Annotated in this window: 27 protein-coding genes and 1 tRNA gene; 13 read left to right on the top strand and 15 right to left on the bottom strand. The window is 37.0% G+C overall.

Annotated elements, in window-relative coordinates:
- Positions 1-4: 4 nt before the first annotated feature.
- Complete coding sequence (typA, locus tag H6850_00675; protein ID USO02499.1) at positions 5-1,816, bottom strand: translational GTPase TypA; 1,812 nt, start codon at positions 1,814-1,816, stop codon at positions 5-7.
- Positions 1,817-2,062: 246 nt separating this feature from the next.
- Between typA and H6850_00670 the strand changes: the two genes are divergently transcribed.
- The 5 genes from H6850_00670 (at position 2,063) to H6850_00650 (ending at position 5,058) form a co-directional block, all read left to right on the top strand.
- Positions 2,063-3,217 carry a multidrug effflux MFS transporter gene (locus H6850_00670; protein ID USO02498.1) on the top strand — a complete coding sequence of 385 codons (1,155 nt, stop codon included), beginning with the start codon at positions 2,063-2,065 and terminating at the stop codon, positions 3,215-3,217.
- Positions 3,217-3,480: a Mitomycin resistance protein mcrB gene (locus tag H6850_00665; GenBank protein ID USO02497.1), complete on the top strand. Its 264-nt coding sequence runs from the start codon at positions 3,217-3,219 to the stop codon at positions 3,478-3,480. Before H6850_00670 ends, H6850_00665 begins: the two co-directional genes overlap by 1 nt.
- Complete coding sequence (locus H6850_00660; GenBank protein ID USO02496.1) at positions 3,467-3,805, top strand: tRNA-binding protein; 339 nt, start codon at positions 3,467-3,469, stop codon at positions 3,803-3,805. The genes H6850_00665 and H6850_00660 overlap by 14 nt, the downstream gene beginning before the upstream one ends.
- Before the next feature lie 35 nt (positions 3,806-3,840).
- A complete protein-coding gene (locus tag H6850_00655) occupies positions 3,841-4,134 on the top strand; it encodes a hypothetical protein (GenBank protein USO02495.1) in 294 nt (97 codons plus the stop codon).
- 108 nt (positions 4,135-4,242) lie between these two features.
- Positions 4,243-5,058 carry a hypothetical protein gene (locus H6850_00650; protein USO02494.1) on the top strand — a complete coding sequence of 272 codons (816 nt, stop codon included), beginning with the start codon at positions 4,243-4,245 and terminating at the stop codon, positions 5,056-5,058.
- A gap of 73 nt (positions 5,059-5,131) precedes the next feature.
- Here H6850_00650 and H6850_00645 read toward each other — a convergent pair whose 3' ends face one another.
- The gene (locus H6850_00645; GenBank protein USO02493.1) at positions 5,132-5,575 is read right to left on the bottom strand and encodes a hypothetical protein; all 444 of its coding nucleotides are present in this window, start codon (positions 5,573-5,575) and stop codon (positions 5,132-5,134) included.
- Positions 5,576-5,755: 180 nt separating this feature from the next.
- On the opposite strand from H6850_00645, the gene putP reads away from it, so the two are divergent.
- A complete protein-coding gene (putP, locus tag H6850_00640; protein USO02807.1) occupies positions 5,756-7,195 on the top strand; it encodes a sodium/proline symporter PutP in 1,440 nt (479 codons plus the stop codon).
- On the opposite strand, the gene H6850_00635 is transcribed toward putP, so the two are convergent.
- The gene (locus tag H6850_00635; GenBank protein ID USO02492.1) at positions 7,177-7,935 is read right to left on the bottom strand and encodes a hypothetical protein; all 759 of its coding nucleotides are present in this window, start codon (positions 7,933-7,935) and stop codon (positions 7,177-7,179) included. The two genes, putP and H6850_00635, sit on opposite strands and share 19 nt — an antisense overlap.
- 76 nt (positions 7,936-8,011) lie before the next feature.
- On the opposite strand from H6850_00635, the gene H6850_00630 reads away from it, so the two are divergent.
- Positions 8,012-8,236, top strand: coding sequence for a hypothetical protein (locus tag H6850_00630; protein USO02491.1), 225 nt, complete (start codon positions 8,012-8,014; stop codon positions 8,234-8,236).
- Here H6850_00630 and H6850_00625 read toward each other — a convergent pair.
- Positions 8,233-8,487: a hypothetical protein gene (locus H6850_00625; protein USO02490.1), complete on the bottom strand. Its 255-nt coding sequence runs from the start codon at positions 8,485-8,487 to the stop codon at positions 8,233-8,235. The genes H6850_00630 and H6850_00625 overlap by 4 nt on opposite strands.
- A 133-nt stretch (positions 8,488-8,620) precedes the next feature.
- On the opposite strand from H6850_00625, the gene H6850_00620 reads away from it, so the two are divergent.
- The 3 genes from H6850_00620 to H6850_00610 all read left to right on the top strand — a co-directional run bounded on the left by H6850_00620 (position 8,621) and on the right by H6850_00610 (position 12,128).
- A complete protein-coding gene (locus tag H6850_00620; protein USO02489.1) occupies positions 8,621-9,238 on the top strand; it encodes a CDP-alcohol phosphatidyltransferase family protein in 618 nt (205 codons plus the stop codon).
- Between the two features lie 206 nt (positions 9,239-9,444).
- Positions 9,445-11,286, top strand: coding sequence for an RNA polymerase sigma factor RpoD (gene rpoD / locus H6850_00615; GenBank protein USO02488.1), 1,842 nt, complete (start codon positions 9,445-9,447; stop codon positions 11,284-11,286).
- An 80-nt stretch (positions 11,287-11,366) separates the two neighbouring features.
- Positions 11,367-12,128, top strand: coding sequence for a Fic family protein (locus tag H6850_00610; GenBank protein ID USO02487.1), 762 nt, complete (start codon positions 11,367-11,369; stop codon positions 12,126-12,128).
- 31 nt (positions 12,129-12,159) lie between these two features.
- Here H6850_00610 and H6850_00605 read toward each other — a convergent pair whose 3' ends face one another.
- The 10 genes from H6850_00605 to H6850_00560 form a co-directional block, all read right to left on the bottom strand.
- Complete coding sequence (locus tag H6850_00605; GenBank protein USO02486.1) at positions 12,160-12,708, bottom strand: hypothetical protein; 549 nt, start codon at positions 12,706-12,708, stop codon at positions 12,160-12,162.
- A 111-nt stretch (positions 12,709-12,819) separates the two neighbouring features.
- Complete coding sequence (iscX, locus tag H6850_00600) at positions 12,820-13,029, bottom strand: Fe-S cluster assembly protein IscX (protein ID USO02485.1); 210 nt, start codon at positions 13,027-13,029, stop codon at positions 12,820-12,822.
- 24 nt (positions 13,030-13,053) lie between these two features.
- Positions 13,054-13,359 (bottom strand): 30S ribosomal protein S16, encoded by a 306-nt coding sequence (rpsP, locus tag H6850_00595; protein ID USO02484.1) that lies wholly within the window; start codon positions 13,357-13,359, stop codon positions 13,054-13,056.
- 14 nt (positions 13,360-13,373) lie between these two features.
- Complete coding sequence (gene ffh / locus H6850_00590) at positions 13,374-14,696, bottom strand: signal recognition particle protein (GenBank protein USO02483.1); 1,323 nt, start codon at positions 14,694-14,696, stop codon at positions 13,374-13,376.
- A 47-nt stretch (positions 14,697-14,743) separates the two neighbouring features.
- Positions 14,744-15,961 (bottom strand): M23 family metallopeptidase, encoded by a 1,218-nt coding sequence (locus H6850_00585; protein ID USO02482.1) that lies wholly within the window; start codon positions 15,959-15,961, stop codon positions 14,744-14,746.
- A 59-nt stretch (positions 15,962-16,020) separates the two neighbouring features.
- Complete coding sequence (locus H6850_00580; GenBank protein ID USO02481.1) at positions 16,021-18,621, bottom strand: hypothetical protein; 2,601 nt, start codon at positions 18,619-18,621, stop codon at positions 16,021-16,023.
- A 230-nt stretch (positions 18,622-18,851) separates the two neighbouring features.
- The gene (locus tag H6850_00575) at positions 18,852-19,325 is read right to left on the bottom strand and encodes a hypothetical protein (protein ID USO02480.1); all 474 of its coding nucleotides are present in this window, start codon (positions 19,323-19,325) and stop codon (positions 18,852-18,854) included.
- A 74-nt stretch (positions 19,326-19,399) separates the two neighbouring features.
- On the bottom strand, positions 19,400-19,891 hold the full coding sequence (locus H6850_00570; GenBank protein ID USO02479.1) for a CarD family transcriptional regulator: 492 nt from the start codon (positions 19,889-19,891) through the stop codon (positions 19,400-19,402).
- Between the two features lie 163 nt (positions 19,892-20,054).
- The gene (locus H6850_00565) at positions 20,055-20,798 is read right to left on the bottom strand and encodes a hypothetical protein (protein USO02478.1); all 744 of its coding nucleotides are present in this window, start codon (positions 20,796-20,798) and stop codon (positions 20,055-20,057) included.
- A gap of 293 nt (positions 20,799-21,091) precedes the next feature.
- Positions 21,092-21,165: transfer RNA gene (locus H6850_00560), tRNA-Cys, on the bottom strand.
- A 77-nt stretch (positions 21,166-21,242) separates the two neighbouring features.
- On the opposite strand from H6850_00560, the gene xseB reads away from it, so the two are divergent.
- The 3 genes from xseB to H6850_00545 are packed head-to-tail and all read left to right on the top strand — an operon-like array spanning position 21,243 to position 23,347.
- Positions 21,243-21,449, top strand: coding sequence for an exodeoxyribonuclease VII small subunit (gene xseB / locus H6850_00555; protein USO02477.1), 207 nt, complete (start codon positions 21,243-21,245; stop codon positions 21,447-21,449).
- Between the two features lie 60 nt (positions 21,450-21,509).
- Complete coding sequence (locus H6850_00550; GenBank protein ID USO02476.1) at positions 21,510-22,193, top strand: hypothetical protein; 684 nt, start codon at positions 21,510-21,512, stop codon at positions 22,191-22,193.
- Positions 22,169-23,347, top strand: a complete 1,179-nt coding sequence (locus tag H6850_00545) for a hypothetical protein (GenBank protein ID USO02475.1) — start codon at positions 22,169-22,171, stop codon at positions 23,345-23,347. Before H6850_00550 ends, H6850_00545 begins: the two co-directional genes overlap by 25 nt.
- 15 nt (positions 23,348-23,362) lie before the next feature.
- Here H6850_00545 and H6850_00540 read toward each other — a convergent pair whose 3' ends face one another.
- Positions 23,363-23,941, bottom strand: a complete 579-nt coding sequence (locus H6850_00540; GenBank protein ID USO02474.1) for a hypothetical protein — start codon at positions 23,939-23,941, stop codon at positions 23,363-23,365.
- Between the last annotated feature and the right edge of the window lie 118 nt (positions 23,942-24,059).

Below are 24,059 nucleotides of genomic sequence, written 5' to 3'. Positions count from 1 at the left end.
GCTGTTATTTTGAATGTTTCTTTCGCTCATTTTCCATTAAATATCTTTTACGTAAACGAATATTTTTTGGCGTTACTTCCACAAGTTCATCATCTTCAATGAATTCAAGCGCATATTCAAGCGTTAATTTAATTGGTGGTGCTAGGATCATATTTTCTTCGCTTCCTGTATTCCGCACATTGCTGAGTTGTTTTTCTTTAGTTGGGTTTACGACTAAATCATTTTCACGTGAGTGGATACCTACAATCATACCTTCATAAACTTCATCTTGTGGTTTGGTAAAAAATTTACCACGTTGTTGTAAATTGAACAAAGCAAATGCAGTCGCTTTACCTTTCATATTTGAAATTAGTACGCCTTCAATGCGTGAGCGACCTCCATTTGCAGGATCTGCTTTTCCATAATGATCGAATACGTGTGTCAAAATTCCTGTTCCAGATGTTTGTGTTTGAAAGATGTTATGAAATCCAATCAAACTACGTGTAGCAATCATAAAGTCCATACGTATTCGACCTTTTCCATCATGGATCATTTGCAACATCTCAGCGCGTCGTTCACCTAACTGCCTCATAACTGTGCCTTGATGTTGTTCTTCAACATCAACAACTAACAATTCATATGGTTCTTGTTTTTCTCCATCAACATCTTTCAAGATTACTTCAGGTCTTGAAACTGCTAGCTCAAATCCTTCACGTCTCATAGTTTCAATTAAGATTCCTAGGTGCAATTCTCCGCGTCCTGAAACACGGAATTTTTCACCTCCACCAGTTTCTTCTACTCTCAAGGCGATATTATGAATCGTTTCTTGCATCAAACGATCTCTTAGTTGACGACTTGTTACAAATTCACCATCTTTTTTTACAAAAGGTGAATCGTTGATTTGAAAGGTCATGCTGATAGTCGGTTCATCAACTTTTAATGGAGGTAACATTTCAGCTTCTTTAAATGTACAAACGGTGTCAGAAATTGTTAATTTGTCAATTCCAGCAATCGCTACAATGTCACCAGCTTCTGCAGATTCTGTTTCTATTCTGTCTAAACCTTTGAAGGTCCAAATTTGCAAGACTTTTCCTTGGCGTATTTCGCCATTTCGATCAATTACGGACACGGGCATATTTTTCTTAATAATGCCACGCGTGATTCTTCCGATTCCTATTACGCCTACATAGCTTGAATAATCCAGTGCGCTGATTTGTAATTGCAATGGTCCATTGAGCGTTGCTGGCGGAACAGGAACATGCGCAATAACTGCTTCAAGAAGAGGTGTAAGATCTTTCTGTTCATCACCTAGCTTTTTGATAGCATATCCATTTAAAGCAGAAGCATAAATGACAGGAAAATCTAACTGCTCTTCTGTAGCGCCTAAGCGATCGAATAAATCAAATACTTGGTCTATAACCCATTCAGGTCGGGCACCTGGGCGGTCAATTTTATTTACAACCACAATTGGTTTTAGTCCTTTTTCAAAAGCTTTTTGGGTCACAAAGCGTGTTTGCGGCATAGGACCGTCAACTGCATCAACCAAAAGTAAAACAGAATCCACCATGGAGAGGATGCGTTCAACCTCGCCACCAAAGTCAGCGTGCCCTGGTGTATCTACGATATTAATGCGATAGCCATTCCATTCAATAGCAGTGTTTTTAGCTAAAATAGTAATCCCGCGCTCTTTTTCCAAATCGTTTGAGTCCATAACGCGCTCAATGTTCGCAGATTTTGCATTCAAGCTGCTGGTTTGTTGCAGCAGTTTATCTACAAGTGTGGTTTTGCCATGATCAACGTGTGCAATGATGGCAATATTTCTTAATTTTTCAATCATTATAATCTCCGTTCCTGAGCCAAAGGCGAGGAATCTTTTTTTTGCAAACTCATCAAGATCCTCGCTCTTTGTTTCGCTTAGAGTCAAGATGCTGACAGAATGCTATTGTGTCGCCATTTTAATTGTAGTTTAAAAGAAGGACGGTAACAATGGTCGTCATGAGTCTGCATTGTATTTGTAGTATTCTCTTTAAGCTTGATGCAAAAATGAAATCTCAGTAACATAAAGAAAAAATATTTAGCATGTATGACTTTACCTTCCATATGGTTAATCTTATTCATTTGCGGACTTCCGCTTTTTTCAGAGTCATTATACACACCTGCTTTACCTGAAATTGCACAAGCGCTCAAAACATCGGCATCTGCTGTAGAATATACCCTGACAATTTATCTAGGGTTTTTTGCTCTAGGTGTATTATATTGGGGCAAATTATCTGACAAACTAGGGAGAAAGCCTTGTTTACTATTAGGGTTTTTTGTCTATTTGATAGGATGTTTTGGATGTTATATGTCCTCATCTATTTCATTCCTTATGCTTAGCAGAGCAGTTCAAGCCTTTGGAGGAAGTGTTGGAAGTGTTTTGGCGCAAGTGGTTGCGCGAGATTCTTTTAAGGGGACGCGCTTATTGAAAGTATATGCAGCAATTGGAGCAGGGCTTGCTGTATTTCCAGCACTTGGACCGATTATCGGTGGAGCTATTACACAATATTTTCACTGGTCTTATGTATTTTTGTTGCTTATCATATGTGGCATATTATTGCAGATCATGATCACGCTTTATTTGCCAGAAACGCTTAACGCGCTTAATAAAAAATCTCATCCTATTTTTGAGGTGATTTTGCATTTAGTGAAAGACAAAAGGGTTTTGATTTATGGGAGCTTAGTTGGATTGGCTCATGGCATAACTTTTGGCTATTTCGCAGAAGGCCCTTTTGTTTTAATTGAAACTTTAGGTTTAAGCGAAACGCAATATGGAAAAAGCTTCTTTTTAACCGCGATAGGGTCAGTTTTAGGAGGGCTGATTGCAAAAAAATGGCCTGAAAATAATAATGTCTTATTCGGCAGCTCTGTCATTTTTGCAGGCAGCCTCATGGTGTTGGTTGCTTCGTTCACTTTAACGCATTCTGTTTTAGTTGCGGCCATATTATTTGGACAAGTCTTTATAAGTTTAGGGATTTGCATGACAACTTCTGAGGCGTTAGCTGTGGCCTTAAAAGATTATCAATGGTGCATGGGTACAGCATCCAGTTTGTTTGGTTTTTTTTATTATACGATTATTTCATTATTTACGTTTGGATTGGGTTATTTGCATAATGGATCTGTTGTTTTGATGCCATTGTATTTTTTTGTTACCAGTATTGTGATGTTGACTCTTACACGCTTTGTTGAGCGAGAAGCGTAATGAAGAGTGAATTGTTGAGCCTCATGAATGTAGGTAAAGCGGTTTTAGAGGATTTGATGATTTTAGGAATTATAAATATTAAGCAGTTAGCACAACAAGATCCTGATGAAATGTACAAGCGCCTTTGTAAAATTACAGGCAAGAGACATGATCCGTGTATGTGGGATGTGTTCGCAGCAATTATTCATGAAGCGAAAACGGGGGAGAAAACACCATGGTGGAATTGGACAAAAATAAGGAAAAGTAGAAATGAAAAAAATTAGCTATGAAGAATTTGCGCAAGTTGAATTGCGTTCTGGAACAGTTGTAAAAGCAGAAATGTTTCCAAGAGCTAAAAATCCCGCATTTAAAGTATGGGTAGATTTTGGTGATGAAATAGGCGTATTGCAGACATCTGCGCAAGTTACTATTCATTATACGCCAGAATCTCTCATTGGTCGCTCCGTTATAGGTTGTGTCAATTTAGGTGAAAGAAATATAGCAGGATTTATCTCGCAGTTTTTGCTAGTTGGTTTTTCTGATGAGAATAATGCTATATGCTTAGCAACAATTGATTCAAAAGTTCCAAATGGGCAAAAATTACACTAATGATATTATAACTTTAGAATTCGAGGATAGTGAAAATGAAAAATATTTTTAATCTGCTTACCGTTGCATATCGTTTTCGAGCAGCAGTTAAACGTTGTATGAAAGAGTTGCCTGATTCGGAAGATTTTCAAGTGGGGCAATTTTACAAAACAGAAATGAAAAGATTGGAGAAGGTGAATATTACCATTCAAGCGATTGATGAATTGATTGCACGAACTCATGCAGATAAAGAAAAATACAAAACTTCTGATCTTATAACAGTTATGTTGGATGAATTTATTTTGTTTTGGGAAGCTATGAAGCCTTTGGTGAAATGTAACCAGATATAATGCAACATGTTTTTTTAGAGTATTTTTATTCCGTATTTTTACCGTATTGCATATATTCACAAAAACCATTAAAATAAGCGCGTAAGTAGTTTAGATGGAGTGCGGTCTATGCATGCACTTAAGCAACATGCCTCACCACATGCAATTTTGAAAACACATTTTCAAGATATGCATAAGTTATTTGCGGAGGCAGGTATTGTGCGAAGTGCTCATTGGTCGCAAGAAGATGGCGTGCTTCGTGTTTATTCAGGCGTGCCGCTTCTGAATATGAACGGGGTTATTTTTAGTCAATATCAACAAAATATTAATACATCTATTCAAAGAGAAATTGATTTCTTTAAGAATAAGCCAATTCCCGGTTTTGTGTGGTATGCAGAAGATTATGAGTTAGAGCTACAAAAGGCCTTGCTTAACAAGGGTTTTCAGTCGCATGGTTCAACGCAAGTTGTCCTTGGTTCAACTAACTATACAGTTCCGCAGGTTCTGCCTCAGAATTTGCAAATAAGACCCGTTGATAGTGAGGCTGTGTTAGAGGATTGGATGAAAGTTGTAGGAACGGTCTTCAATATGCCTCAAAAAGCTCAGGATGCATATAAAAAGATGAATTTTTACTTGGGGTTTGGTGAAGATGCGCCAATAAAGCGGTATATTGGTTATGTGAATGAAAAGCCTGCGGCTGTTATTAGTGTTGCGGTAACGTCTCATCTTGTGTCGTTTCTGGATGGCGCAACATTAAAAGAGTACAGAAGGCGAGGGTTTAGCGGTTCTTTGCGCATGTATGCCTTAAATGAAATGCGACAAAGAGGTTATGAGCAAGTTGCATCTTATTTGATGTGTGATGCTATGGCGTTAGGTGTATGTCAAAAATTAGGTTTAGAGAAAACTTGGGCATACCAAGCTTATTTTTGGACAAAATCAGTGTAGCTGTCATCACGAGGCGCGAAGCGCCGTGGTGATCCATATGGATGGCTATGCTACGCTCGCCATGACAGCGTTTCTAACGAGTGTTCTTAATAAACTTCTCTTCATCTGCTTTCAGCATATTTTCCCATGCTTTCATGATATCAATTTTTAACTCATGTGCAATAAAAAGTGCCAGAGAAAGTAAATCAGCAAGCTCATCTGCTATCTCGTCTTTAATGGCTTGATCAGATTTGCGATATGCATCTCGCTCATTTTCCAACTGCATACTTAGTTTTGTTAAGCTTCCAACCTGAACAGATAAATCTTTTACAGCGATTTTATAATCCCATGTCTTAGTGTGTAGTTTTTGAGGATAGGTTTGCATTTGGCGCCTAACTTGTTGCGTCATCTTATCAAAAGCGTTATGCGCAATCATTTGGGAAGATGAGGCGCTTGGCAGCTTAAAATAAAAATACACATTGCATAGCAAACTTATAGCAAGAAACATAAAAACTGTTTTTAGTAGGTTGGTATTCATTAGAAAAGATGCAAGGCTCCAATAGGGTATTTTGGCATATTCAATTTGCATTTTTAAATCACTTGAAAGAATAAAATCACACTTTCTTTTGCTTTAATATCTTGAGATCAATTGTTGCATAAGGTCAGAGCCATTGGTTTTGTGCTACAATGCAATAATGTTAGTATGTCTAGACATTTTATGCAGCTTACAATTACAGTTATTTTGTATTTTTTGATCATTTTTTATATTGGGTATTTGGGCTATAAATCTACCAAAAGTATGTCGGATTATATTTTGGGTGGCCGTAAATTGAACTCTATCGTGACAGCCCTTGGTGTAGGCGCGTCTGATATGAGTGGTTTTTTGATGTTGGGTATCCCGGGCGCGGCTTATGCTGTAGGACTACAAAGTTTATGGATCCCAATAGGACTATGTATAGGTGCGTATTTAAATTGGAAGCTGGTCGCGCATCGTTTACATGAATTTACAATCAAAGCGAACAATGCGCTTACAATTCCAACATACTTAGAGGCTCGTTTTTCGCAAAATCATCGATTATTGCGTCTAGTGACCGCTGTAATTATACTGATATTTTTTACACTTTATAGTTCATCGAGTTTTGTGTCTTGTGCATTATTATTTCAAACATCCTTTGGAATATCTTATAAGATGGCGTTATTTATTAGCGTACCTGTTATTGTAATTTACGCAGGAATAGGCGGTTTTTTGGCTGTAAACTGGGTAGATGTGTTTCAAGGCACATTAATGTTATTTGCTATGCTGTTTCTTCCTTTAGTTACGCTGTTTTCTATTGGAGGAACAGGTAGCTTAATTCAACAAATAGGCCCTGGCTATTTTGATATATATCATGACGTTTCTATAGTTAGTCTTGTTTCTTCGTTATCTTGGGGGTTGGGATATTTTGGTCAACCACATCTTCTTGTGCGATTTATGGCTGCTAAAAACAAAACGGAAATAAAAAAAGCACGTTGGATTTGTATGACTTGGATGATTTTGTGTTTAGTTGGAGCGTTTTTGGTTGGGTTTTTGGGTCGAGTGTATTTTGCGGGAGCGCCGTTAGCAAACCCGGAAGCTGTCTTTATGTCGCTTAGCAAAGCTTTAGCAAATCCTTGGATTGAAGGTGTGCTTATAGCGGCAGCGTTATCAAGCGTTATGAGTACAGTTGCTGCGCTTTTAATTTTAGCGTCGAGTGCATTTGCGGAAGATATCTATCACTTTACTCGTAAAAAAGAGGCAACACCAAATGAGCTTATTTGGATAGGGCGTTTAGCCGTATTCGTAGTATCGGTGATCGCGGTTTATTTTGCTTGGGATGATACAAAAAATTCTGTTTTGTCGCTTGTAGGGCATGCATGGGCGGGGCTCGGTTCTTCATTTGGTCCTATAATCTTGCTTTCCTTATTCTGGAAACGCATGACAGCGCGCGGCGCAATTTCTGGGATGGTTGTTGGAACAGCGACAATATTTATTTGGATGTGGCTAAGCAGTATTTATAAAGAATATGAAATTTTTCAATTATACGAACTTTTGCCTGGGTTTATCGCAAATTTAACTGCGATTATTTTGGTAAGTTTGTGTGACCGTTCTCATAATTATAGTCAAAAGTTTTTTGATTGAAGCTCTGTGAAAATGAGTCGTGCAAGCTCATCCAATAATACAGAAATTTTTATATCGGAAAGTGCCGCTTCTCCCACAGTTTCAACCTGAAACTTGTTACCAAGAAGTGTTTTAAGTATTAAGTCCTGTCTTTGGATATACGGGTTATTGGAAATAGCCAAGATTGTACCTGGTTGCGGACTGGTTTCAAGCCACGCTTGTACGGTGTCAGCGGTATTGGGGCGCGCGCCATTCTTGCCTTTAGCATTTATCACACATACATTATGAAACTTATGCTTTTTCATGAGATATCTAGCGACGTGATACTCTGTTTGAAATCCTAAAGCTATAAAAGACGGCTCTTTTACTGGATCTAAAAGTCTTGCGCCTGTCAAAAACACAACTTGTTTGTACTGAATATTAGGGAGTGTATTTTTAAAAAAGGAAATCCTGTTTTCCATGGTTGTTGCATAAGCTCCATGAAAAATAATGTAAGTGTATTGCGTTTTGGATGGCATAACTCGATCAAGCATGTTGAGTGCATTGAGTTTTGCGAGTATAAAATCCCTATTTATACTATGGATCGTTTTTTCTTGAAGATGTGCGCGCTCTGTTCCAGGTGGTCGAATCCATTTTTCTTGTGTATAAGATTTAAGCGAGTCTTTGTCTTTTTTGTATCCATCTCGCTCCAATAATTCTTGCAAAGGTTTTTTTGGTGTTTGATCAGGTTGTAGGACAACTGAGAATAAGAAAAAAAACATATTTTTTTGAAAGTACTTTTTCAAATTGTAGCTTACATGATATGATGAGAACATGGAACCCCAACATAAATTTTAAATGAAAGCGGCTAATATTCATCTAAGTAATTCTTTTGAATGGTCAGATATTTACAAAGCAGCGTTTTTGAAATATCTAGAAAAAGGTGGATTTTTTGTATGGGGTGGGGTGTTAGACAGGCTAGCCCCAACACTTATAAAGTTTCATTCTGTTGAGCACTTTTTGTCTGAAATAAATGATCCACAGACATGCAGAATTTTTGCAAACCAAAATTCTGAAGCTTAAAGAATCTGCCAGATTTTTAGAAATAAGTAAAAACTTCCTACATACACTAGTCCCTTCAATAACAAGAAACCTGCATAAGCCGCACCTGTTGTGGCTGAATAATCTTCCGTAAATACAACAGTAGCATGATATCCTTGCGCCGGGATATCGGTGTCATCTAATGGAATAGCATCAATGCCAATATTTATGAGCGAACCTACGACTAAAGCTAAGATAAAAGGAAAAAGGACGCTTTTTGTTTGGGTTTCCATCCGTTATTATAAGAATCATCCTTATTTTTATTATAAATTTAATTTAAATTTTTGTAAAGCCAGTTCTCTGTCATCCTGAGCTCTTTAGGTTGAAGGCTCTTCCTAAGTTCGACTGCGAGGAGATTTTTTTGCTATGCTCAGAATAACGAGCAAAGTTGATTCGATTGTTAATATTTTGTTAAATAACGAAGGGACACAATTAAAGTCATGTTTGAAAAAAGTCAGTTTACCTAACAGCTCTATTTCGAGTGTTCCAAATCTTATTTCTCTATTGAGAATTCTGATACTGCCATTTATGCTGTATTTTATGTATCAGAGAACACAAGAGGGTTTAAAAATTGCATTTGGGTTGTTTGTTATAGGCTCAGTGTCTGATGTCTTAGATGGTTACTTGGCTCGTTCTTTAAAGAGCGAAACGAAATTTGGCGCTATGCTTGATCAAATCTCTGATAAGATTTTTGTTATCAGTACATTTTTGATGATGGCTATTTTGAAGTGGATGAAGAATGTAGATTTGATCCCTGTCTTTCTTATATTATTTAGGGATTTTGCAATCTCAGGGTTGCGTCAATTTTATAAAATGCGCGTTGATATTTTTGGAAAATTTAAGACGGTGTTTCAAATTATTACACTTTTTCTTATTTTTCTTTCGGTTTTTTCTGGTGGTTTGTATGGGCTGGAGCGCGTGTTTTTATGGGTTTCTTGCTTACTAGGACTTTTAAGTTTTCTAAATTATTTAAGATATATGTGATTTTCTCTTGGCAACTACAATAATTCACCCTATAAATACGTTAAAGAAAAACCTAGGGCAAAATCCGCTAAAAAATTGACATTTTTTACAGAATAATGCATTAAAATTTATTCAAAATTTGGAGACTGATTTTAGCTTTGCTACTATAGAATAGAGTGGTGTTTTAAAAAAGCACCTCTTTTTTTAATTTATGCTGGGAGATCATAATGGCGAAAAAAAAGATGTCAAATAACAAGGCTTCGAAACTATACACAGATATAGATGGAGTGTATGACTCCGAAGAAGAAGATAACTTGTTAGAGACAAGCAAATTACATCCAAGTGTTAAGCAACTTATCGTTAAAGGTAAAAGGCGAGGTTATGTAACTTATGATGAGATTAATGACGCTTTGCCACACGATCAACTAACATCGGATCAAATCGATGATACGATGAATTTAATTACAGACATGGGTATTTATATCATCGATAGTGATGAAGTGGAAGAAAGTGACAACACAGAAGAAGGCAGCTCATCAGAAGATAGTCTAGATTTTCACGAAGAGATAGAAGTCCGTGATGAAGGTGTTGCGGCTGGTCATGCTGATGATCCTGTACGCATCTATTTACGCGAAATGGGTAATATTGAGCTTTTATCACGCGATGGGGAAATTGAAATCGCAAAACGCATTGAGTCAGGGAAGATTCAAGTATTGACGTGGATTAGTAAAAGTCCATTGACATATAAAATGGCAAAGATCTGGCATGAAAATCTTTCAGAAGGAAAGTTTGTTCTGAAAGACATTGTTACAACAACAGATTCAAGCAGTGAAAATGATTTTGATGATGAAGATGAATTTGTGAGTGATAATACGGAATTAAAAGCAAGCGTTCTAAATGCTTTAGCAAAACACATTGAGCTGTATGAAAAGATCAATGCGATGCAAGAAGAAGATGAGATGTTAATAGAAGAAATTCGACAAAACTTTGATGCTTTATCAATCAATGCAGAAAAGATGGCTACACTTCTTGCGATGCATGCTGAAGAAGTGCAGCCCCTTAATAAGTTTGAGCGAGAATTGGTCGGCCCAGCAGAAACAATTGGTATTGGGCGTGAGGTATTTCTCAAAAACTTTGGCGAAAATGTCTTATATGATAAAGTTTGGCTTGAAGACTTGAAGGCTCTAAACGACTTCCGTTGGAAACGTTTATTAGAAGAGCATGAAGTTTTAATTAATGGTTTACAAGAACAAGCGCAGAGAATTCAAGATGAGTATAATATTTCTATCGTAGAATTTAGAAAAATTGTACATTCCCTTCAAAGAGGTGAGCGCGACAAGGAGCGGGCAAAGAAAGAAATGATTGAAGCGAACTTGCGTTTGGTAATTTCTATTGCAAAAAAATACAACAATCGTGGTTTGCAGTTCTTAGATTTGATTCAAGAGGGGAATATCGGCTTAATGAAAGCTGTGGACAAGTTTGAATATCGTCGTGGTTATAAGTTTTCCACATATGCAACGTGGTGGATCCGTCAGGCGATTACCCGTTCGATTGCGGATCAAGCAAGAACAATTCGTATTCCTGTACATATGATTGAAACAATCAACAAGTTAGTGCGTACTTCAAGGCAGATTATGCATCAAACAGGACGCGAACCTACGCCCGAGGAATTGTCAGAGAAGCTAATGATGCCAATTGAAAAGGTTAGAAAAGTCATGAAAATTGCCAAGGAGCCTGTGAGTCTAGAAACGCCAATTGGTGATGAAGAAGATTCACATCTTGGTGAGTTTATTGAAGATAAGAATGCGATTTTGCCAATTGAATCAGCAATGCACTCTAACTTAAAGGAAACTACGACTAAAGTATTGTCCTCGCTTACGCCGCGTGAGGAGCGTGTATTACGTATGAGATTTGGTATTGGTATGACTACAGATCATACGTTAGAAGAAGTGGGAACGCAGTTTTCTGTGACACGTGAGCGTATTAGACAGATTGAGGCAAAAGCGTTGAGGAAATTAAAGCACCCTAATCGTTCCAAGCCGCTACGTAGCTTCTTGCAGAATAATTAACAGAGCGCTGTTTTTATTTTTGACATAATTTTTGTCTCTTGTGTATACTGAATTTATTCCAATAAGAATTTATATCATCTATGTTATTTTTAAGTTTGTCAATAGTTTTTGCAAGCGCAGAGCTTAAGGTTATAAAGACTCTCACTGCTTTTCTTGCTATATCTACAGTGGCTTTATTGACTCCCATTCAAGCGGATGAAAGCTGTTCTTCTTCAGATTTAATGGGGCATCCAGATCCTTCGTGTGGCGAAGGTTATATGCAGTATAGAACAAGCTCTGTGTATTCAAGCAAAGGGCAAGAGCTTTTTAACCCGAGATGTTTTGCTTTTGTTGAAGGGTTGGAAGATATTTTATATGCAATTAAAAAAGATATAGAATTTCCTAGTGGAACAACAGTCCCAGATGTTTTATTGACGCTTTATCTAGATGGAAACTTAAAGCCTTATGTTTCAGAAGAAAAGTATAAAGAAATAGAGAGAGTTATTAGGGCAAACTTCCATATATTTGATAAGCCTGTTAAAAACATTGAAAATGATTTATTAAGTATCGGAAAGGATTTTGTTACTAAGACTCAGAAGATAGAATGTGTTAAGGAAGCGGCTAATGTGCATTTAGAGGTTGTAAAGCTACATCCTTTTAAAGATGGAAATGGGCGATATGCCCGCAAACTCTTAAGGAACTTGTTGTCAAAATATTGTGGTAAAAGTTTGAAATCGCTAGACTATCACTCCTACCGAAAATCAGTAGAGAATTTTTTGCAAGACGGTAATAGAGTTCATTTTCAAAAATACATTGCGCAAAACATTCAACCAAAATCAAAAAAACGTCAGAAGAGAAAATAGTTAGGGACGTGTTAATCTAGGAGATTTTAATTTAAGAGAGACGATTTGTCTTTTTATACTCCGGCGTTAACATATAATATGGTTCTTTCAGAATTTTCTCCTCAGCTTTCGCAATAGGATAATACGCTAAAAGTTTTTCTGCCAGATTAAATGTAACCTGTCCAGACATATCCTGAAATATATCTGCATCTGATGCAAAAGTCTCTTTATATTTCTCAGCATATTTACGCACATCTTGCTCTGACATAATCGCCTCGCCTAAGTCCTGGTGATAGGTGAAAAAATCCCCACGACGCGTTTCAAGGGCTAAAAAATAATTAGGAAACACAAAGCCTAAAAAGTCAAAACGCTTGATGAGATGACAAGGAATGCCATAGCCTTGAGCATACCCATAAGCTGTTGAAATAAAAATACGCATTCGAGTGAATGGGTAGGGGCCGCCAGGTGTAACAACCCCGTCATATTTTTCAGCGGGCAGATGTTTATAAACATCTTGTTCATTATCTAGTTCAACAGCATATGATTGTGTAGAGGTTGCTACATATAGTTTATTTCTGAAAATGCAAAAGGCTAGAGTCATAAGCAGTGTCCTTGGGATGGGGCGTCATCACGAGGCGCGTAGCGCCGTGGTGATCCAGTATAGATGGCCGCGGCACTTCGTGCCTCGCCATGACGACTGTCTGGAAAAACACTAAGCTTGCTCATTGTATTTTCGCTCTTCTAGCCATGCCATTTGAATAGCTTCTAAAATACGTTCATTGGATTTTTGAGGGTCATCTTCAAAACCAGGAAGATCTTGCACCCATTGCCACAGGTCTGTAAAGCGGATACTAAGAATGTCAACCTCAGGAAATTTCTCATCCAGCAAAATGGCGATATCTTCAATTTCTGTCCACTTCATGTTGACCTCTTATGACGCGACGTCTTATTTTTTCCCTTTAGGTTGAGATTTTTTTGGGCGCTCAGGAATTTCTGGCGCATCTGAAATTTTAAGTTGACCAAAGATCTTCGCTACACGCTCTGTTGGTTTTGCACCTACAGACATCCAGTGCTTTGCGCGATCTTCCTTAATTACATAGCGCTCTTTGTGATCTTTACCAACCATTGGGTTGTACGTTCCAATACGCTCTACGAATTTACCATCACGTGGGCTTGTGTTTTCTGCCACAACGATGCGGTAAAATGGTTTCTTTTTTGCGCCACCTCGTGTTAAACGAATTTTTAGTGCCATATTTTTCTCCTTCTTTACAGTCCAAACATACTTTTTAAGCCGCCTAAAGCGCCGCTGTTTTCACTTTTGCCAAACAACCCAAACTGTTTCATCATTTGACGAACATGTTCATATTGTTTAACCAGCTTGTTTACATCAGCTGCTGTGACACCTGCGCCTTGCGCAATTCTTTTCTTTCTGGATCCACCCAAAATTTTGTAATTTTTACGCTCTTTGGGGGTCATCGAGCAAATAATTGCAACTTGCTTTTTTAAAAGTTTATCATCTATCGACTGGCCTTGCAATTGTCCTTGTGCCATCGCACCTGGCATCATTTTCATAAGCGATCCCAATCCGCCCATAGAATCCATTTGTTTGAGGTAAGTCATCATATCATCAAGATCGAATTTACCTTTCTCTAGATTTTTAGAGACTTTCTCATTTTCTGCATCGTCAGCGAATTTTTCTGCTTGTTCTACAAGGCTAACAATGTCTCCCATATCGAGAATGCGCGATGCAATGCGCTCAGGATCAAACTCTTCCAGGGCATCGATTTTTTCACCAGTTCCAATATAACGAATTGGGCAATCTGTGATGATATTCATAGATAGTGCCGCACCACCCTTAGCATCACCATCCGTACGTGTAAGAATTATACCTGTCAATCCAATGTTATCCTTGAATGTTTTAGCCATATTCGCTGCGTCTTGACCAATCATAGAGTCAACAACCAGAAGTGTTTCAGCCGGATTAATCTCTTTTTCAATTATTTTTAATTCTTCCATCATTTCGTCATCAATATGTAGACGGCCTGCGGTGTCAAAAATAACATAATCAAATTTTTTGGCTTTACTATACTGTAGTGCGCTTTTGTAGATCTCTTTGATATTAGTCTGACCAATTGGAAAGACCTCAAATCCATGTTGTTCGCCAACTTGTTTCAACTGTTCTTGTGCGGCAGGACGGTATACGTCGAGAGAAACAAGTAAGGTATTTTTACTTAAACGATGAGCTAATTTACCTGCTGTAGTTGTTTTGCCTGCGCCTTGTAGGCCTACAAGTAGAATATTACCTTTCTTAATAGGTTTATTTTTTTTACCTAATGTATGAACAAGCTCATCATGAATGATTTTGATCATCATATCTGAAGCGGAAACGCTTTTGATAATCTTTTGATCAACAGCTTTATCGCCAACCGCTTTTAAGAAAGTTTTAATGACGGGTAAGGCAACATCGGCTTCCAACAGGGCAATACGTATTTCTCTGAGCGCTGTATTCACACTTTCTTGTGTAAGAAGGCCGCGTTTTGTTATCTTGTCAAACAGCTTACTAATTTTTTGCGAGAAAGTGTCAAACATGCATTTTAGGATTATTCATGTATTATGTTCATTATAGCGAATTCGCCTCAAGCATGTATACTTTCATGTATCATGCGTTTTAAGTGAGAGAAGTTCTTATAATCTACACCATAGAGCCTGGGACGTAGCAAGTAAACTTCTTTTTTTGGATCAAGAGGTTGGTTATTTTTCCGAATTTCAAAGTGTAAATGCGCGCCTGTTGCTAAACCAGAGCTCCCAACTTTTCCAATAGTTGCGTGTGTGTCTACAAATTGACCTCTTTTAACCAGAATTTTGCTCATATGCGCATAACGTGTGATGTAACCATTTCCATGCGCAATATCAACAACACGCCCATATCCGCCATTCCAAGAGGCAAAGATGACGCGACCTGGTGCAGCAGCGATAATATCAGATCCTCTAGAGATATTGTAATCAATACCCTTATGGAACGTACGCAAGCCTGTAATAGGGTGGATGCGCCAACCAAATCCTGAGCTGATGCGTGCAACGCGAGATTTTAAAGGCCTTTGAAAGCTATTTTGTCTGAATAATACACCTTTTTCATCAAAAAAACCTTTATAGCCTGATTTTTGCTCAAAGTAATAGAGCTTTAAGGGTGCGCCTTTCATCTGGCACTCAATATATCGCAAAGATGGACGTGTTTCATACCCGTTTGGCATTTTGACCACATCGTAAATAATTTTAAATGGAGAGCCTTTTTTGAAAGTTGTGTGATTTTGCTTAAGGCCAGAGACGCATTCTGCGATGACAGATGAAGGTGTGCCAATGTGAACAGCTGAGTTGTAAAATGAATTTACAACGTAGCCAGATATGCACTTCATTTCTCGTTTTAGCATCGCTTTTGAAGCAGTGAATTTTTTGTCCTTTATTTTTATATCTAAGTAGTAATCTTTGAGGTAATAGTGCAGTGTCTCAACCTGCATATCTTCACCATGTTGTTTCACTGAGAAAAACAGCTTATGCCCTTCTCTAGGATTAACATTCATTTTGCTGAGAAAGCGCGTAAATTCTTTAACTTGTTGAGGTGTGAAAAAATATAGAGCATTTCTAAGATGTCTCGGACCTTTCACTGAGATGGTTTTTGATGTCACCAAATCTACAGGTGTTGTTACAAACTCTTCTTGCGGTAACAACGCTGGCTTTACAGTAATATTTTCCACATCTTTCGGTCGTGTTGTGGCGAAATGTCTTGAGGCATATTCAAAAACTCCACCTGAGATAATGCCAAAAATTACAAAGAATGGTAGGTACTTTTGTCGCATTTCTACAGGTTAAGGTGATGATAAATAATATACACCATTATGGGGTATGAGGTCAAAAATTACTGACGCATGCGCATTGTTTCGTCGAATATATCTCTAAGCGCCTTACTAACTGTTTTCATATTTGACACATTGCCATCAGCTAGAAGTCTTTTAAGTATTTTTTCGCTTCTGCTATAAGAAGGTCCATGCTGGGCTATTGTGTCTAGGCTTTCTCGTTCTTGATAGGTTAATGGTTCCATGCCAGTGTCTTTAAGTTTCATTTCTGCTGTGTGTTTTGTACTTTCCATTAACTCAAAAACTTCTAATAATAATTTCCAGACGTTTAACTTCTCAATCTTAAGAGATAGCTGTTTTAACTCATCGAAAGCTCTGTGAGAAAACGCTAGTTTTATACTATATTGTCGTTCTTTTGTCAGAACTGCCGTTCTATAAGTCGATTCGCCTTTATTTAAAGTTTCTAGGGCGATAATATGTTCTTTTTTCTCCAGAGTAAGATTATCCCAAATTGTTTTTTCAACTTTTTCTCCGCTCATTTTTATGATAATTTCTTCTAATATTGTGTCTATGATAGCGTGTGTGGTTATATCTTCAATTTTAAAGGCTTCAAGTTTTTTAAACACAGGTTCTATAATGCTATAAAATATAGTTTCATGCTGACTCATGATTTCAAGTATGCTTAAGAACTCTACTTCTAGAAATCTTTCTCTAAGTGGTTCAATTTTTAGTAAAATATTTGTGGCGAATTCCGGAGATGTTTTTTGAAGAATTTGTATTATGCGTAAAACATCTGGTTTATTTTGCAACTTATCTTTCATAAAGCGCATAACTCTGATTATATTTTCTTTTAATGTATTGTTGTCTGAAAGTTTAGATTCAGACTCGTGAATGAGTCGATCAATTTCCCAGACCTCTAAGCTTTCTTGTAAAACTAACACTTCCTTTATAAAAGGAAGTATTTTTGTTTGCGTTTGTGAATTTACTTTTGACCAGCTTTTAAGGATGTAGTGGGGGGATTTTGAATTATCAGCTTTGGAGCAATATTTCATAAATATAATCATATTAGCTTTAATTGCGCTTTTTTTATCCAAATCTATGTTTCTCCATACCTCTAATGCGTCAGGAAGATATAACTCTTTGTGACCTTTAAACATCTCAATCATATCATTCATTATGGGTTCAGAACCTTTAGGGCCATATTTTTGATATATGTCTAGCCATATATCAAAAGAGACGCGAAATTCCTTAGAGAGTTTTAGCAGTTGATCAAGAAATCCAGGGCGGTCTTGTTCTGTGATAGTATTATTTTCATAAACTGCAATCCATTTTAGATAGGCATCTTTCCCAATATGTTTATTTAAAAATATTAGATCTTTAAGAAGTGCTTTTGCTTTTTCAAGGGGATTGTTAAGTATGAATTTCACCAGCTCTTCTGACACTATCCCAAAGTCATTGATAAGAATCTTGATATCCCCATCAACCTCAGTTCTTGTATTGGGATCTAGCTTGAACCAGATATCCAATAGTTGAGGTCCGTTTGAAAGTGAATAAAATAAATTGATTTGACTGATACTTAATCCATCAAGCCCGGACGTTTGGTTTCGATTGGTTTTCCACCATATCTCTAAGAAGGCTGTGAACTTCTCAAGATCATGGCCACAAAATTTAAATATATTAGGTAAATCTCCAATCTGTTCTATTGCAACCTCTTTTCTAGCGTGAGAAAGGCTAGGGTCTTTGCAAAAATCTAGGTAGCTTTTTACAGCATTAGTAATTCTCCCGCTACGTTCATTCGCTTCTCTGAAATCACTAAAGTAATACACATCTTGAGTGCCTACTTTTACGCTGAGCTTTTCTTGAGAATCTACAGGTCTAACAGTTTGAAGTTGTGTGAATATGAGTTTTCTTTGTTTATTATTCGTATGTTTATATATTTCTGCCCATAGCTTAATATCTTCAAAAACATTATTAACGTACCCTCCTCTTGGGTGACCTGGAAAAGTTCTGTTCATGAGAATAAACAGGGTTACCTGTTCTTGAATGGAGGTTTCTAACCACTCATGATTACTCTCAAGTATTTTATCAACTTGTTGGTTTGCGTGGAAAAAGGATTCTAAGTTCGTGGGGATATTGAGGGGGTGACTTCCATAAACTATAAATTCTGGTAATGCTTTAGCACGTTCGAGTATTTTTGCTATTTGCGCTAAGTTTGTGTCGGGTTTATTTTTATAGAGATTTGCATACACTTCTATAATTTTATCCATATGCATCCACGATTCCTTAAATAACACTTTGTTTTGCTTGATGTTTTGAAGGGATTGAAAAATCAAATGTCTATGTTCTGCGGGTGCGAGCTCATAAAGCTTTATCCATGCAAGAATAATTTCGGCGTGATGGTTGCTAAGGTTGTTTTGTAAAGCTAAAATTTGTTGCACAACCTCATCTATATCTGCTGCATCTTTTAGGGCTTGCCATAGAGTTGAAGCAAGTGTGCGAATATATGGATAATCATTTTTTTCATTGTAAGTTTTTGGGTCATTATGGTAACCACTTTTATAGCCATCTGGATAGAGAGGAGGAACGCCATATAGTGTGCTTATAAATGATTCTTGCTGATTTTTCGATAATGCATGCCAAGCAAGATCTTCTCTAAACAACATATGAACCTTTAAGGATACACCTTCCCTCCACCAACTTTCTCCCAGGGTAGCATTAGGCATATTTTTAGAAAGCAGATCAGGTGAATGAGCATTTAAATGTAAGGAGTTCAAAGCGACTAATGGTAAAAGCATCGAGACAGAGACGCCAAGTATGATTTTTCCTAAACAATTTTTAGACATTTCTAGAAATAATTCAATGACATAGTTCATTGTATCATTTTTTTACTAAATTATATATGACGAAAAATAACACTAAACATAAAACGGAGATATCCAAACTTTTTTATATCGTTGTTGTCTTTATGATCAAAAAGTGGACGGCCCTCAACGCCAAAACCTAAACCAAACGTACGTGTTAGATATATATCCACATTACCACCTATAAATAAATTACCCCTATTAAAGGATTCTTTTTCGCTGGTTTGGCGCTCAAAACCAATAGAGCCATACATCTGAACATTTTCTTCAAATTCATATCCAAATAGTCCCTTAGCTCCATAATATCCTTGATTATATGTGCCGCCAAAAAAGCCCTGTATGCCAAAAAGCCAGTCGTTATAAAAAGTTACATAGCCTAAAAATGCTTTTATGGATTTAAACGCCTCCTCTTTTTCTTGATCTGTTTCTTTTGAAAAAAATCCACTAATGAGTCGATGTGAGGCGGAGGCCCCATAATGAATTTGTGAATTTAAAAAGAAAAACATTATTGCTTCGGTCGTAAGAGTTTGTATTTATACTAGCTTAGATAAGGTGAGTATTACAATGAGTACGCAGAAGATTAAGCAGCCTCTAAAATATCGCGGATATATTCGTACGCTGCATCTTCTTTCATAGATTTTACAATAGCAAATTCTTTTGCCAATCTTGAAAGAGCTGTTTGGTAAATTTGTCTCTCACTGTAAGATTGATCGTAGTCGTTTTTCTTATAAAGTTCACGCACAACTTCAGCAATAAGCACAGGATCTCCTGAATTGATTTTTGTTTCATACTCTTGCGCTCTGCGGCTCCACATCATGCGGCGCATGCGAACACGTCTTTTTAACACATCTTCAATTTCATTAATTTGTTTTTTATTGAATAGCGGTCTAACGCCTAGTTTATCTGCATTTTTCAAGGGTATTTTTAAGGTTAATTTTTCATATGCAATTTTAATTACAAGAAATGTAGCCGTGATTGTATCAAATGTACACTCTTCAATTGCAGTGATTTCTCCAACGCCATGTACAGGGTATACAATAAAATCCCCAACCTTATATTTATGCTTTTCCATTTTTTATTTTAAAAAGTACCCAATTTTAAGTATTATATAGGGAAAAAGTATTAAAATTCAACCCCTGAGCGTATTATTTTAATCCTGAACGTAGTGGAGAAGGTAATCTTTTTGGCGAAAACTAGGAAGAGTCTTTGCCTTCGATTCAGAATGACCAGGTGTGTCAAAAAAATATCACTTTCTTACTATCACACCGTACAGATGTTACTAATCGTTCCGACAAAAATCTCGGTTTTTTGCCATAAAAATTTCGCTCACCGTTCCAAATTCTAAAATGTTGCATAAGTGCATCAAAAGAATGCAACCCTTCAAAGGTTAGGCGGAACATTTTACAGAGTTCGCGGGTCATAACAAAATTATCTTTCGTGCTAAACAAGACATAGCCGATTTGTGAAATAAATGCCTCAAAATCATTTCCCAGATCAAAAATAATTACATTATAGCCATGTTTTTGTGCTTTTTTAATCCATTCATATAACAGTGTCAATGCTAGGTTGATTTGGTATGCTTCCCATTTGAATACAAGATCAATTGTTTTCATTACAAACTGGGTAAGGGATTTTTTGTAAGGATGTTGTTTTAAATATGTTGAAAAAAACAATCTCCATCCTCTGTAATGTTGATACTCTAGATCTCCTGAAAAAATATCATGATATGGAAAGTCATATTTTTCTCTTACAAAAAGAGCGGCAAGATATGCATGAGACGCAACATTTCCGTCAAAGTACTGAACCAATTTATCCAAATCTTTAAACTGCAGTAGATCTTGAATCGTGCATGCATTTAGATAAGATGCAACAGAGGAGGATTCAATAAAACAACATATATTATACTTGCTAAAAAACTCTAACCATCTTGGATTTTGGGCAAAAGTTTTTGCATATATTGTGTCTATTTCATAAAGCATCGATATTCCTCATATTGGATAACACGCCATTTTGAATGAGTGACTTTTCTAAAGATGACTCATCACGAACACTCAAAATCATAAGAGCGATAAAGGTAATTAGCATGTTTTTTGTTATCTATTTGAAGCTATGTTTATTAAATCAGAAAGCTGTAAAGATTTTTATTGAAACAATAAATAATGTTTTAAAAAAGCAGTATGTTAACAGTTTGTTAAGAATTGCTCTGGCACCCTGAATAACGCGAGCGTTCAGGGATTGTGTATAGCTAGATAGATTGGAAAATAAAGTAAGATGGAGGCCGGAGCCGGAATTGAACCGACATAAAAGGATTTGCAGTCCTCTGCATAGCCATTCTGCCATCCGGCCTCTAATACCATTGTAACATGTTTCGTTTTGGTAAAAAATATGATACTCATGTTTTAGATAATGAAAAGGCATGAAATATGAATTTTGAAGAATCTCTAAAACGACTTGAAGAAGTGGCGCGAAAATTAGAAGCAGGAAATATCTCTTTGGATGAGTCTGTAAAATTGTTTGAAGAAGGATCTAAATTAAAAAAACACTGCGAAACTTTACTTAAAGAAGCGCAGCTTAAAGTTGAGAAAATTATCGAAAACCCAGATGGGAGTATTTCTGTTAAAGAAGAGTAGTTTGAGTCTTTTATGAAGAAGTGTTAAAACAATCTAGCGAAACTTTTATGGGTTGTTGTGATGCTTTTATTTTTAATGGCGTCTGGGGCTGATCAGCCTGTTTTTAATCCTGTGGTTATGCAAGAGCTGCTTGTGAATATGAGCGCATGTTCTGAGCATGCAACGAATAAAGATGTCATCATCTTAGGAGGTCTTGCGCGAACGGGCAAAAGTACGCTGATCAATCATCTTTTGTTTGGCATTACTTACCAAAGAAAGCCCAGAGGGAGAATTGAATATTCAGGAGATCTCCCTGTTCCAACGAGTCCTCAAATTACAGGGCACACCTTTTATCCCCATGTTTATGAAAGAGATGGTAAGATTTTTGTTGATATTGCTGGCATGGATGGTTTCGAAGATTTTGAGCACAGGCTTGCAGGTAATATCGGATGGGAGATGATTATCAAAAAAGCTAAAAGTGTTAAGCTTCTATTCGTTGTGGAATCAGACTTTGATAAACCATCTGCGAAGGCAATGTTTGTGAAGTTTTTAGCAAACGTGAATCGTTTATTAGGCGGTTTGCCTGTTGATTTGAATAGGTTGCCAGATGGCATAAAATATCAAACAAAAGGGTTTTTACAAGAAAAATCTCAGTCAAATTTAACTCTTGGTTTTCTTATTAACAGCAAAGCATCTGAAGACTCAACGGATACTGTATTAGAAGCTATCAGAGAGGAGTTTTGCCAGAAGTTGCAAGGAATTTGACAGACTATATAAAACGCAAAAATGATGGACAGCCGTTTTCATCAGATGATCAGATTAAGCTTGAAGACTGGTCAGGTGCATTTTATGCTTTGGTTTACATGGTGCAAAATCCACAGTTTGTAAAAACAGTTAATCCTGCAAGAACCAGTGAGTTAAAGGAAAAATCTGATACAAGAGAAGTTGTTATAGAGATGATAGATGAAGTGCTGCAGCCTGTTCCTAAAGAAATATTTAGCTTTGGAACTTATTCTCAAGATCGCAAATTATTTTTACAACATCTTGGTCATATAGTGCATGCGTATCTACTTTTGCTGGAAGCGCAGAAGCGTGGGGAAATCAGACAAAGATTCGTTGAAGAGGAGGTGAGACAAAACCTTCAGAGACTTGAGAAGTATAAAAGTTCAGAAGGTGTAACGGTTGAATTGGATATTGTTCAACTTAAGAAAGAGCTAGAAAACGCGAGAGATGCGTTAAAGTTACGCTTGGATAGTTTGCAAAAACGGATGGAAGCCCAGCGCGCTTCAGCAGATCGTGGGTTTAGTATCTCAGATGCAATTTCTCTTATGTTCTTGGTTCCTGTGTTCATTCTGGCGCCTCATGTATTTTCTACCAAAGAAGATAATGAAGCTGATTTGAAAAGAGCTATTGACGCTGCTCAAAAGAAGATAGATAGCTTGCCAGAAACAGTGCGAGTTTTTTCTGGAAAAGCGTCTGCAGCGGTTATTGAGTTTCTAGAAGCACGTTTCAAAACAATGCAGAGCCTGCTAAGCGCTTTGGGTAGAGTGAGTGCGTTATATAAATCTCAGATCGATAAAATGAAAGCAATTCACAGTGTTATTGGGCAGTTAGATATTGGCGATATTCAGCAAAAAATGAAGGAATTTAAAGGTGCTTTTGAAGCGTTCGATAGTGTGGTTAGTGTTTCAGATCAACATATGTTTATGGATATTCAAATTGGGGCTTGTAGGCATGTTGTGTCTCAGGTTGAGTGCGCTATGGCGGGAGAGAGGTTTGAATGCCCTGCATGTGGCGAGGCTTTGGATATGGAGGCACTGGAATTATTTTGTTGGAAGGGGTTAGAAGAATCACTTGCGGATATGATTTTGGCTGAGAAAAGAGCACAAGAGGAAGAGTTGAGGAAAGTGTTGAAATAAAGGGGGGTGTGTTATTTAGCCTTCTGGGTTGTAATAGTTTTCGCCGTGGATTCTGAGGCCGAGGGAGATGGAGGCTGAATGCGTGGTTAAGTTTTCATAAGGCTCCCTTGAGAGATATAGTTTATATGCGGCTTCACAGAAAATTGATGCATAGCGTGCTACACAAAACTCACACCCAAGATGCACTTTTCCAGAGGCAGTTAAATCTTCTTCGGAATGGATAAAAGAAATTTTCGGCATAGACACACCTGCATAAAGTGATTTATTTTTATGAAATGTTTTGCCAAACCGTAAGCTGAGGTCTAAATTTATTCGAGCTTTTTTGTCATAAAAATTGAAAGGCGTTCTAGAAATTACTATACTGTTGGTTCTATCGTAATATTGGTCAGATATATTTACTGTTACATCAATAAATGCTCTATCTGTGCTTTTAGCAAAATATCTTTGTCCAAGTTGGGCGTATCCATATGCAATGATTGTTTCAAACTCTTTTTTACTATTATTAAAAGGTGAGATTTTTTCTTTGCTTGTGAAGTGTTTTGAAATTTCTGTTCCGATACTAAAAAACTGCACTCCATCTAAAATAAAAAACATATTCTATCATGCTTCATATGTCATCTTTGATTGTGCAATTTTTGTTTTCTATGTGTCAATTTAATGCTTTGCATTTGTTGAAAATTTTTTTTATTTTTTACTTGCGGTTTATTTTAAA

This window comes from Alphaproteobacteria bacterium (genome assembly GCA_023898745.1).
Lineage (GTDB): Bacteria > Pseudomonadota > Alphaproteobacteria.
Note: the sequence above shows the minus strand (reverse complement) of the source record. Positions and strands in the feature narration are given on the sequence as shown.